The sequence below is a fragment of the Patiriisocius sp. Uisw_047 genome (genome assembly GCF_047730165.1).
Lineage (GTDB): Bacteria > Bacteroidota > Bacteroidia > Flavobacteriales > Flavobacteriaceae > Patiriisocius.
Genome location: NZ_CP159834.1, coordinates 2,378,057 through 2,389,663 on the forward strand (window position 1 = coordinate 2,378,057; position 11,607 = coordinate 2,389,663).

15 protein-coding genes are annotated in these 11,607 nt (G+C 35.8%); 10 read left to right on the forward strand and 5 right to left on the reverse strand.

All coding sequences use genetic code 11. The annotated features are described in order from the left end of the window. Positions 1–115 precede the first annotated feature (115 nt). Complete coding sequence (locus tag ABXT71_RS10280) at positions 116–571, reverse strand: hypothetical protein (protein ID WP_415371227.1); 456 nt, start codon at positions 569–571, stop codon at positions 116–118. Positions 572–1,138: 567 nt separating this feature from the next. Between ABXT71_RS10280 and ABXT71_RS10285 the strand changes: the two genes are divergently transcribed. From ABXT71_RS10285 to ABXT71_RS10320, 8 genes are all read left to right on the forward strand, one after another. Then, complete coding sequence (locus ABXT71_RS10285; protein WP_415371228.1) at positions 1,139–1,330, forward strand: cold-shock protein; 192 nt, start codon at positions 1,139–1,141, stop codon at positions 1,328–1,330. A gap of 237 nt (positions 1,331–1,567) precedes the next feature. Beyond that, a complete protein-coding gene (locus ABXT71_RS10290) occupies positions 1,568–2,017 on the forward strand; it encodes a KTSC domain-containing protein (protein ID WP_415371229.1) in 450 nt (149 codons plus the stop codon). 117 nt (positions 2,018–2,134) lie between these two features. Then, positions 2,135–3,481 (forward strand): DEAD/DEAH box helicase, encoded by a 1,347-nt coding sequence (locus ABXT71_RS10295; RefSeq protein ID WP_415371230.1) that lies wholly within the window; start codon positions 2,135–2,137, stop codon positions 3,479–3,481. 133 nt (positions 3,482–3,614) lie between these two features. Beyond that, complete coding sequence (locus ABXT71_RS10300; RefSeq protein WP_415371231.1) at positions 3,615–5,645, forward strand: M13 family metallopeptidase; 2,031 nt, start codon at positions 3,615–3,617, stop codon at positions 5,643–5,645. 46 nt (positions 5,646–5,691) lie between these two features. Further along, positions 5,692–5,826 (forward strand): hypothetical protein, encoded by a 135-nt coding sequence (locus tag ABXT71_RS10305; protein WP_415371232.1) that lies wholly within the window; start codon positions 5,692–5,694, stop codon positions 5,824–5,826. Then, positions 5,823–5,963 (forward strand): hypothetical protein, encoded by a 141-nt coding sequence (locus ABXT71_RS10310; RefSeq protein ID WP_415371233.1) that lies wholly within the window; start codon positions 5,823–5,825, stop codon positions 5,961–5,963. The genes ABXT71_RS10305 and ABXT71_RS10310 overlap by 4 nt, the downstream gene beginning before the upstream one ends. A gap of 13 nt (positions 5,964–5,976) precedes the next feature. Continuing rightward, positions 5,977–6,540, forward strand: coding sequence for a hypothetical protein (locus tag ABXT71_RS10315; RefSeq protein WP_415371234.1), 564 nt, complete (start codon positions 5,977–5,979; stop codon positions 6,538–6,540). Positions 6,541–6,732: 192 nt separating this feature from the next. Further along, a complete protein-coding gene (locus ABXT71_RS10320) occupies positions 6,733–7,095 on the forward strand; it encodes a DoxX family protein (protein WP_415371235.1) in 363 nt (120 codons plus the stop codon). On the opposite strand, the gene ABXT71_RS10325 is transcribed toward ABXT71_RS10320, so the two are convergent. Beyond that, the gene (locus ABXT71_RS10325) at positions 7,092–7,445 is read right to left on the reverse strand and encodes a DoxX family protein (RefSeq protein WP_415371236.1); all 354 of its coding nucleotides are present in this window, start codon (positions 7,443–7,445) and stop codon (positions 7,092–7,094) included. The two genes, ABXT71_RS10320 and ABXT71_RS10325, sit on opposite strands and share 4 nt — an antisense overlap. Positions 7,446–7,579: 134 nt before the next feature. Then, a complete protein-coding gene (locus ABXT71_RS10330; protein WP_415371237.1) occupies positions 7,580–7,912 on the reverse strand; it encodes a hypothetical protein in 333 nt (110 codons plus the stop codon). A gap of 137 nt (positions 7,913–8,049) precedes the next feature. Here ABXT71_RS10330 and ABXT71_RS10335 point away from each other — a divergent pair, with 137 nt between their 5' ends. Further along, positions 8,050–8,241, forward strand: coding sequence for a cold-shock protein (locus ABXT71_RS10335; RefSeq protein ID WP_027075965.1), 192 nt, complete (start codon positions 8,050–8,052; stop codon positions 8,239–8,241). A gap of 278 nt (positions 8,242–8,519) precedes the next feature. Further along, on the forward strand, positions 8,520–10,055 hold the full coding sequence (locus ABXT71_RS10340) for an SDR family NAD(P)-dependent oxidoreductase (protein WP_415371238.1): 1,536 nt from the start codon (positions 8,520–8,522) through the stop codon (positions 10,053–10,055). Between the two features lie 2 nt (positions 10,056–10,057). On the opposite strand, the gene ABXT71_RS10345 is transcribed toward ABXT71_RS10340, so the two are convergent. Together ABXT71_RS10345 and ABXT71_RS10350 are read right to left on the reverse strand one after the other, a co-directional pair. After that, positions 10,058–10,957 carry an EamA family transporter gene (locus ABXT71_RS10345; protein ID WP_415371239.1) on the reverse strand — a complete coding sequence of 300 codons (900 nt, stop codon included), beginning with the start codon at positions 10,955–10,957 and terminating at the stop codon, positions 10,058–10,060. Positions 10,958–11,223: 266 nt separating this feature from the next. Continuing rightward, entirely contained in the window at positions 11,224–11,448 is a 225-nt protein-coding gene (locus ABXT71_RS10350) for a hypothetical protein (protein ID WP_415371240.1), read from the reverse strand. Positions 11,449–11,607 lie beyond the last annotated feature (159 nt).

The window sequence follows — 11,607 nt, forward strand, 5'->3', positions numbered from 1 at the left end:
GCTATATTATCGTTAAAGCACTTAATATATAGATAAAGAGTGGGTTTTGAGATATTTTCGTTGTATTTAAAGGTGTTTAATTTTTTTATTTAAAAATAATAGGTATTAATTCTCATTAATTGAAATCGTTATAAGTGTGTAATGCTTTTAATGTTTCTTCATAAAAAAGGATCGCTGCAATAAGATTAGATTTGTCTGAATAGGGAAGAACAATATTTTGAAACTCAATTGTATTATCAAAATATGTTGTTGTTGCTTCTATATTTTCTTTAAGAGCTTTGCGGTTATCTTTAGTGTCTGGAATACCAAGAGAAGTCATGGTTACACCTGGCTTAGTTGCAAATGCGATGTTCGGTAATATTTTAATAATAATTTCAATACGTGCGTGGTATAAGTTTAATAAATCACCTTTATGCATGTTTTTGAGTGCATCACGGTCATGATATTTTTTTATACTCACACCATCGCTTATTATATATTGTTCATCGTTCTTTTTTTGAGCAAATGTTGCCATGTGAACAATCGATAAAAGTAGAACTATAACAATATTAAATTTTAATGTACGCTGCATAATAGATTTTTAAAGAGTTAGGGGCCTTATGATTAGTTCAATTTTACAAAATATATCCTTAAAACGCAAATAACGTCGATTAAATACACAAACTTTAACATTTAAGCCATAATTAAAAGATTTTTCCTACAGAAAATAAATGATAGGTTTAGGTTTTGGTACTTTTCCTTATAATTGTATTTATTCATTTATAAGAGTCCATTTAAGTAGGTTTGTGGGTCAGAACTGAATCTTTTTATTTTGGATGATTTGGGACATATTCTCTCTGTAGAAAGTAGTGGAGTGTCATTTAAACCGATTAGTACTTTTAATATTGGAATTTCATTAATCATAATCGCCATATCTCCGGAGATGAAAAGGGCAAAATAGCGTTTTTGTACTCTTATGTGAGACTTTTTCAAACAACTAAAACCTAGTATAGATGCCTTACTAGAAGATTTCACAGTGCAATGAAGCCTCGTAAACAAAGGGTTTGTTAATATTTTAGTGTATAAATAGATTAAGAACCCTAATAATTGGCATCGTATTTGTATATTGCTGATTATTAATAAATTAAATTATAATACAATGAGTAAAGGAACAGTTAAATTTTTCAACGACACCAAAGGTTTCGGTTTTATCACTGAAGAAGGAGTTGAGAAAGATCATTTCGTACACATCTCTGGATTAATCGATGAGATTAGAGAGGGTGACGAAGTAACATTCGACCTACAAGAAGGAAACAAAGGAATGAACGCAGTAAACGTAAAAGTCGTTTAATTGCATCCCGATATTTTTTTTGCAAGCCCATCCGGTAGGATGGGCTTTTTTAGTTAAATAGTGAATCCTTTATTTAGGTGACTGAAATAGCCCTGCTGCATAGCGGGGTCTTTTGATTTAATGATTTTAGTCTTGTGTCTTACTTCTTATAGCGAGGCGGTCTTAAGTCATTATTTAGAAAGCATTATAATTATCCATTAAAAAGGACTACTTTCGCGCCCTATTAATAATCTGAATATGAAACGAATAAACGAATACAAAAAATTATTTGGAGTGGAGAAGGAGTTAGACCTTAAAGCTTTAAAAAAGAGTTACCGCAACCTTGTAAAAGAATGGCATCCAGATAAATTTCAGGATGGTGACGCGAAGCAAGAAGAAGCAGAGATACAAAGTAGAAGGATCATCGATGGGTATCATTTTTTAGTAAGTATGGCACCAGAAACAAAAGAAAAAAATCTTCCTGTATATACAGAAACGATAACAAATAGTGCTATTCAAGATTATCAGCATAAGGGATTACTTTTAGAGATTACCTTTACAGACGGATCTACTTATGAGTACTTTGGGATCACAAAACCTGTCTATCTTAAATTGCATAACGCTGGGAATTTAAATCGTTACGCTAAGCGTAATATCTACCCTAAATTTATGTATCGTAAGTCTAAGCGTATTCTCCAAGAAGCCTAGAATAAACCTAAGGGTTGTAAAATCAAAAAAAACAGAAATCTCATATCACAAAATGTGAATGCATTAGGTGATATGATTTTTTAGCTTTGGTGGTAATTAATATAGCACACTCAATTTATGGTAAACACATTTAAAAGTTTAGGCGTTGATTCATTCTTAGTTAAAGGGTTGAAAGCATTAGCTATTTCTATCCCTACAGATATTCAAACAAAGGTTATTCCCGTGGTGTTGAACCAAATGGAAGATGTTGTAGGGATCGCTAAAACTGGAACTGGGAAAACCGCGGCTTTTGGATTGCCATTACTACAAAAAATAAATGTTGAAAATAATGATGTTCAAGCCATCGTGCTCGCACCCACGCGAGAACTTGGCCAACAGATTTATAAAAATCTCACCGATTTTGCTAAGTTCAAGCCAGAAATTTCTATCACATCTACTTGCGGTGGGATTCCTATAAAACCTCAAATAGAGCGCTTAAAAGAACCTACTCATATTATTGTTGCCACGCCAGGTCGATTAATAGATCTTATGGAGCGTAAAGCAGTTGCTTTAAGTAATGCTTCTTATTTAGTTATAGATGAAGCTGATGAAATGGTGACTATTCTTAAAGAAGGATTAGATACGATTTTAAAAGGGCTTCCCAATAAACGTAGAACATTTCTGTTCACAGCTACTTTGTCTGGAGAGATAAAGCAATTAGTGCAAAATTACTTAGCAAAAAAGGTAGTACATATAGAAGTAGACATGGCTACTTTGGGACATCAAGGTATTGATCACCAGTATGTAGTCGTTCAGCCAGAAGAGAAACTGAATGTTTTAATGCACTTTTTAACCAGTAAAGAAGGTCAGCGCGGAATCATTTTCTGTAAAACAAAAGCGGCTGTAAACAAGCTTGCTAAGAACCTCGCCATTAATAAGTTTTCTTCAGGTGCTTTACACGGTAGTTTGTCGCAACCTATTCGCGATCGTATTATGGATCAGTTTAGAGCCGGGCACATCAACATCTTAGTAGCAACAGATCTTGCAGCGCGTGGTATAGATGTAAAAGAAATTGAATATGTGGTGCAATACCATTTACCAGACACCTTTGACGCATACGTGCACAGAAGTGGTCGTACGGCAAGGGCTGGAGCGAAGGGGCTTTCACTTAGCGTTATCCAACAAGATGAAGTACTAGACATTCCAGAATTAGAGGATGAGTTAGGGATTACTTTTTCTGAAATGCCAAAGGCCGACGCTTGGTCTATAGAAGAAAACAATGCTAAGTTGTGGGCAAAACAAATATTTAAGACAAAACCAAACCAGCATATTTCCGAAGCGTTTAAAACAGATATCAAGACCATTTTTCATCATTTGACGAAAGATGAATTGGTAGATAAGCTTTTAGCACATCATTTAGGACAGCCTAAAACATTGGCACCCAATGAAGATGATTTAAAGAAGAAGAAAAAGAAGAAGCATTAGTTGTCCTTCTAGAATCTATCTTTGTCCTTCACACTTTTATTGAAATCACCATTGATTTGTTGAAAGTATAGCTATCGCAATTAAAACCTAGTAACATTTAATCGCTATCTTTGAGTAACCAAATTAATAGGTTATGAAACAACTATTCGTGCTTTTACTCATTGTGCTCTCCTTAGCATCTTGTAAAAACAATACTTCAATCGATAGAATAGCCGAAAATAAATCTCAAGAACCTGTGGTTTTTGATGGCATTGATACTTCCATAAAACCTGGGGATAATTTCTACAATCATGTAAATAAGAATTGGTACGATAATGCAGTAATAGCAGATGACCAAGCGGGCGTAGGCGCATACCGATTTTTAAACATTCCGCAGCAAATATTATTGCAAAATATCTTAGACGAAGTTTCACAAGCGGAACATAACGCAGGTAGCACAGAGCAACTCGTAGGAGACTTCTATGCATCTGGAATGGACACGGTAAGTATTAACAGACGTGGGATCAAACCTATCCAGTCTATCTTAGATCGCATTAAAGAAATTGCAGATGTTCCTGCAATGCTTGAGTTTGTTGCTGTACAATTAAAATCTGGCGATTATTCAATGCTGGCTCCTTACGTTTCTCCAGATCAGGAAAACAGTTCGCTAAACATTTTACACCTCGCTCAAACAGGCTTGGGATTACCAGATCGTGATTACTATTTTGGTGATGATGCTTCAATGATTAAAATTCAAAAAGCGTATAAAACATATTTAACTGCTTTATTTGAATTGACTGGTGAAGAAGGTGCAGCCAAAAAAGCACTCGTAGTATACAACATAGAAAAACAACTTGCCGCATCTCATAAAACTCGTATTGAACGACGTAGTATTAAAGATAACTATAATAAAATAGCGGTTTCAGATTTAGTTAAAAGCCAGGGTAATATTCCTTGGTCTACCGTTTTTAAAAGGCTAGGAGCGAATATAGACTCCTTAGATTTGCGCCAACCTGCATATTACACAAGTCTGAATACGATGTTAACGACAGTCTCTTTAGAGGATTGGAAGCTCTATTTAAAAGCCAACTCTATTGGTTCTCACGATGATATTTTAAGCAAACCTTTTCAAGATGCTTCTTTTAAATATGGTAAAGTGCTCTCTGGACAAAGCGAGCAACAACCACGTGCACAACAAATGGTGCGCCGTGTAGATCAGCAAATTGGTTTTGAATTAGGACAGCTATACGTAAAGCGATACTTCAATGAAGAGGCCAAAGAACGTGCTTTAGATTTGGTTAATAATTTTCAAAAGACTCTAGAAAGACGTATTGAAAATCTCGACTGGATGAGTGATAGCACCAAGGTGAAAGCCAAGGAAAAATTGTTTTCCATCAGCAAGAAAATAGGCTATCCAGATGTTTGGAGAACTTATGACGTGACCATTAACAGGAGTGAATTCTTTGAAAATGTAGTGGCACTTCGGAAAAGTGAATTTGATTATGACTTGCGCCAACTTAATAAAGCGCCCAACAGAGATGAGTGGCATACGACACCTTCTACCGTGACTGCGTATTATAACCCAGCATTAAATGAAATTGTATTTCCAGCGGGAATACTGCAAGCACCCTATTTTGATTTGTATGCGGATGATGCTGTTAATTACGGCGGAATAGGAATGGTGATAGGTCACGAGTTTACTCATGCATTTGATGATCAAGGAGCTCAATACGATAAAGACGGAAATGTAACTGATTGGTGGACGGCTGAAGATTACACCAAATTCAAGGCAAAAACACAACAAATTATAGAGCAGTACGAAAACTTCACGGTACTGGACAGTGTGCCATTAAAAGGAGCCCTCACCGTAGGAGAAAACACCGCAGATAATGGAGGTATTGCTATTGCGTTTGACGCTTTTAAAATGACAGATCAAGGAAAGGGTGCCACCGAGATTGGTGGATATACACCGGACCAACGTTTCTTTTTATCTATCGCTCGCATTTGGCGTGTAAAGATGCGTGACGAATTTTTACGCAACTACGTGACTACAGATCCGCATTCTCCACCTATGTGGCGTGTAAATGGTCCATTAATGAACTTTACTCCGTTTTATGAGGCCTTTGCCGTAAAAGAAGGCGAGATCAATTATCGCACAGAGGAACAACGGGTTAGGATTTGGTAGCCTTAATCTAATTCTTTAACTCGTTCATATTAACTAACCTTAGTCTATGAGTATTATACAGAATTTAAAAGATTATTTTAAGAAGAAAGAAACCAACCTGGATACAGGTTCTGCGCCTGCAGGAGTATGCCCTAATTGCTATGGGAAACAAGAATGGACGGCGAGTATTATATATTTATGAAAGGCCAAGGCGGCAATCCAAGTGAAGAGACGTACAACAACTTTGTGCAAAACGTCGCTCGTAAGCTAGATAAGATTACGGTAAAGCGTGATACATACACTTGTGAGTCTTGTAAACTGAAAATTGACATAAATTAAAATAGCAATACCAATGAGAAAATTCTTATACATACTTACGATACTCTTCTCGATGCAAGGCATCAGTCAAGAAAATAACACATCTACCGTGTTTTGGAATACACTTAAATCACACTGCGGAAATGCCTATAGAGGGACATTGGAACTTCCAGAAAAAGATGAAGATTTTGGTGGAAAGAAACTGGTAATGCATTTACGAACTTGTTCTGAAAACGAAATTAAAATTCCATTTTTTGTGGGTGATGATAAATCTAGAACGTGGGTATTGACTATGAATGAAGGAATCATATCATTAAAGCACGATCATCGTCATGAAGATGGAACAGAACACGATGTAAACTTTTATGGCGGTACAGCTGCTAATCAAGGGAAAGCAGATATCCAAATGTTTGCCGCAGATGTGCATACGCAAGAGCAAATACCAGCCGCAGCAACAAATGCTTGGTGGATTACTATTGACGATAAAACCTTCACTTACAATTTGCGACGTCTGGGAACAGATCGTGTTTTTAAGGTAGTGATGGATCTTGCAAAACCTATAAAAACCCCAGATGCCCCTTGGGGATGGGGAGAATAAAAGGTTGTAAACGTTTTGGTGACCGTGTCAACCCTAATTATATGATAAATTTCATCTTAATAATATTAGTATAAAGTTTTATAACTATTTTTGAATCAAGGTTAAAAATTTATAATTTTATAAAGGAATAGAACACGGAGTTATTTGGTAGCAAATAGCGCAACATACATAATAAAATAAAAATAATCATTTATGGAAATAGCACTCATTATTATAAAGCTCATTGTAAGTTTAAGTTTATTAAATGTATGGCTTGTTCAGTATAATAAGCCTACCAGATGGCGCGGAGGAAAAGCACAAACGATAAGACAAGAATTTGAAGCGTATGGTTTACCTTCTTGGATGTTGTATTTAGTAGGCTTTATTAAAGTAGGTCTATCTTTATTACTTATTGCCTCTATTTGGTTTCTAGAATTAGGAGACCCTGCTGCCATCGGTCTTGCCTTAATGCTCACGGGATCTATCATAATGCACATAAAAATAAAAGACCCACTATTAAAGTCTTTTCCGGCTGCCCTATTTTTAGTGCTATGTTTGGTTATATATTATTTCTAATAGTCTAGAAGAAGAAAATACTTATAAGCTATAAATGCATTGAGTAAGGCAAATGCAAGTGCAGGCGTAGATATCAAAAGACTGTCCTTTATTTTTAGCCGCACGAAAAAGCCCATAAACATTAAGATTGATAGTCCTACAGCGCCAATAAAAGCCAAGGGAGGGGTGGTCCAAAGTCCTATGACTAAGCTCAACCCACCTGCTATTTGCAAAACTCCTGTTAATTTTAAATACTTCGGAATACCAAATCTTTCAAATTCTAAGGACATTTTTTTAGTAAATAGACAATTTATACCATAGAAGATAAAGGCGCTACCAGAAAATAAAGAAAGTACTTCAAATGATGTCATATAAAAGTATAGGTTGTAAAGAGTTTAACACCTCACAAATTACAAATTATATGAATACTAGAAGGTGCTAAATTTAAATTACAATAATTTATTGGCTAATTTATTAAGCTCTTTTGTGTCTTAGCTAAACCCATTCATAAAATAAATTTTAAGCTTCCTTTTTTTTTCGCAGTAATCTCACCGCTATACTCACAGTGATAGGTATCTTTTATCAAGGTATAAGTAGCTTCTGAAACATTTGGTTCCTCTTCAATATTACGCTTTGTGCCTTGTATAAAAAGATACCGAGGATACAGCCGTATGGATAGTACAATGATTAGCCGGTGTACAGCGATGGTACAATACATTATGGAGCGTTGCCGCCCATCTTTAAGAGACTGAATTTCTGCATCCTTCTCTGATAAATCCACCGCAGTTTGTTTTTTTGACACTTCAAAATTAGTAAGAAGGTCAGTTATTTGTAGCACTTTTTCTAAATTGGCAATACTATTTTTATTATTCAAGTAATTCTTATAGAAAAAATGAAAGTTTAATTGGTTACTACAATTAATGGCATTATCTTTGCAAACTATAAATTATTATTAATAAATTAAATTACATTACAATGAGTAAAGGAACAGTAAAATTTTTCAACGACACAAAAGGTTTTGGATTCATCACTGAAGAAGGAGTTGAAAAAGATCATTTCGTACACATTTCTGGATTAGTCGATGAGATTAGAGAAGGTGACGAGGTTGAATTTGACCTACAAGAAGGAAACAAAGGATTAAATGCAGTTAACGTAAAAGTTATCTAATTATATATTCTTATATATTTCAAGAGAGCCCGTCTTAATAGACGGGCTTTTTTAGTTTACAGTTTTTATGCTCTTGCTTGAGTGATTATCTTTGCTTCGGAAATACGAAGGCTTCATAATTGGTTTAAAGAATTGAATTAGATTTATTACCGAATAAACTTATCTCTCCCGAGACTTCAGGTCTAAAGGGTGGTTTATTCAAAATTCTCTAAATAATTAATGGATTTTAAATAAAGAGTCAGAGGATAAACACAGAAGATTTCAGAAGAAAAAATACAATGAACACAGATAAACCAGCACTAGATATAGACGCATGTATCAGGATGCTTCAACACTTAGTAGAAGATACAGATCAACTTTTCGAGTTGCCTGAATCGCAACGAGTAGCCCTATACAAAGTGGCTGGCGCATTGTCCAGACCTAATCGTGCCGAGTTTAAACGCAGGCGTAAAGACGCAAAAAAAGCGACAAAGCGCAAGATGATTGCCCGAGATAAGCACGCGCGTAAAACTACGGGGATTCGCTCTGCCAGAGAAGCGGCCTTATTTGTGGCGCCCAAGTTATTAGCGTCAGCAGTGTTGCCTAAAGACACCCCAGAACTAGAATCACCGCGTAATTGCTACGTGTGTAAAACAGTATACACAAAACTGCATCATTTTTATGATACCATGTGTATGAACTGTGGCGATTTAAATTATACAAAACGTTTTCAGACCACAGATTTACAAAATCAAGTGGCTGTCATCACAGGCTCTCGGTTAAAAATAGGCTATCATATTACTTTAATGTTATTGCGCTCTGGCGCTACCGTGGTGGCAACTACTCGTTTTCCTGCAGACTCTGCAATTCGTTTTTCTAAAGAAGATGATTATAAACAATGGAGTGATCGTTTGCACATCCATGGATTAGACTTACGTCATATCCCAAGTGTAGAGATTTTCTGTAATTATATAGAGCAGAAATACGATCGCTTAGATATTCTCATTAATAATGCTGCACAAACAGTCCGAAGACCTTCTGGTTTTTATTTCCATTTAATGGAGAATGAAAAGCTCCCTATTGACCAATTACCATTACTAGCACAGCCTTTATTAAAAGATCATGAAAGCTGTCTAGAAGAATTGTCAAACCTAAGTGTGGGGCATTCAAAAACAAATAAAAATAACGTGCTCCCAGTAACTTGGCACGGCCCAGAACCGGGAATTGGTTTGCGTAACTCAGCCGCGTTGTCTCAAATTCCGTACAGCTTTGATAACACCTTACAGACCGAAGAAGTATTCCCAGAAGGAGAATTAGATGCAGACTTACAACAAGTAGATTTAAGAAAAACTAACAGCTGGCGTTTAAAACTAGGCGAAATAGAAACCACCGAAATGGTAGAAGTACAGCTCGTTAATGCTGTAGCACCTTTTGTCTTGTGTAATCGTTTGTCTAACGTTATGATGAAAGAGAATACCGGTAAAAAGCATATTATCAACGTCTCTGCGATGGAAGGTAAGTTTCACCGCTTCAAAAAAGAAGACCGCCACCCACATACAAATATGGCAAAGGCGGCTTTAAATATGTTGACACATACCTCTGCAGCTACTTTTGCCAAGTCAGGGATTTATATGAATGCCGTTGATACGGGTTGGGTCACAGATGAAGATCCTGCCGAGTTGTCTAAAAAGAAAGTAGAAGTACACGACTTTCAGCCACCCCTAGATATAGTAGATGGTGCCGCGCGTGTGATGGATCCTTTAATAGATGGCATCAACACAGGGAAACACTGGTGTGGAAAGTTCTTGAAGGATTATTTCCCTATTGATTGGTAGGTTTATGAATACAAAATTAAAAAGACACCTAACATAATCCCCACTAGGGGTATTAGTTTTTGACGTTTATTTTTTTCCTTAAACACTAAGCCACCAATAACCACAGCAATTATTAGCTGACTCCGTTTTATCGCAGAGAGAATCATAATAAGTGCTTCAGGATCTTGTAAAGCTTTAAAATAAAAATAATCTGCCGCTTGCAGCAAAACACCAACAGCAACAATCGACCATCTAAATTTAAACGCACTTCGTTTATCAGCAATCGGAAACCAAGTAATAGCCAGAATCACGAGTAATATTAGTATCGTATAAAGGCAAAACCAAAACTGTAATGTTTGTGGGTTTAAGTGTAAGCTCTGTATTAAATATTTATCATACAATCCACTTGTTGCACCTAAAAATGTGGCACCAATAATTGCAAATATCCATTTATTACGCTTGAAATGAATGCCTTCTTTTTTTCCAATTCTAGAATATAAAATCACTGAAAATATAATCAAGAAGAACCCAAGCCATTGGTAAAGATTAGGACTTTCTTTATAAATTATAATGGCACCAATAAAGGTGAAAAATGGACCTGCTGAACGTATGGGGGTTACAATAGTAAGCGGTAGGTGTTTTAGTGCTTGATAGGCTAAAATCCAAGAACCAGCCATAATAGCAGACTTTATAAAAATAAAGCCGTGGGTTTGCCAAGAAATTTCCTGAAAGCTATAGCCGTTTTCTGCTGCATATTCAGGATAAAAAAGGGCCCATACATAGAATAAGGAAACAAATAAAAATCCACTAGAAATGGTGCCTAAAAGCACTGGAAACACTTCATTATCTTGAACAGCATGTTTTTTACACAGGTTGTGTAACCCTAAAAATAATGCCGCTAATAAACCTAAATACATCCACATCGCGCGAAGATACTTTTTTAAGCCAAATTCTTAGAATAGGAGTAGGTAATTAAGATACTTATTTCTCATTGCTCTGATGACTATTGATTCATAAAGAAGCTTTATCAATCTTAAATAGGAAATTAGAACTTCGCAATTAGTAGCCGCCATATGATATAGCCGGCAGTACTGCCTGTATGATTGATTCTTTAATACAAAGTACGCCCACAGGAAAAAACTGGTGTTGAAAGTTCTTAAAGTGTAGTTTTTTTATTGATAGGTAGAAATCACGCTACAATCTCATAATCAACAGAAAGTTTACGCAATGCTCTTAGCGCAAAACTGGTGTTTTTATCGTCCACCTCAATATCTACGGCATCTCCTTCTAGGAGTATCGCGGTGAGTTCGTTTGCCAAAGACGCATTCATATTTGAAGAAATCTCCACAATACAATTGGCAATCGCTCTTTTATCTGGCCTTTGAGCATCACAGGACACTAAGTTTAATTTCATAACACATATTTATTTTTACAAGATACTAAAGTTGTGGCTAGATATACGTGTAATGCAGAAATGGCAAGATTCTTATTTCCGAAGTCTATAGATTTATTCGTTTTTAAACTGGCACTCCATGAATTAATTGTATTACCAGAACTTTTTATTCTGAAATAC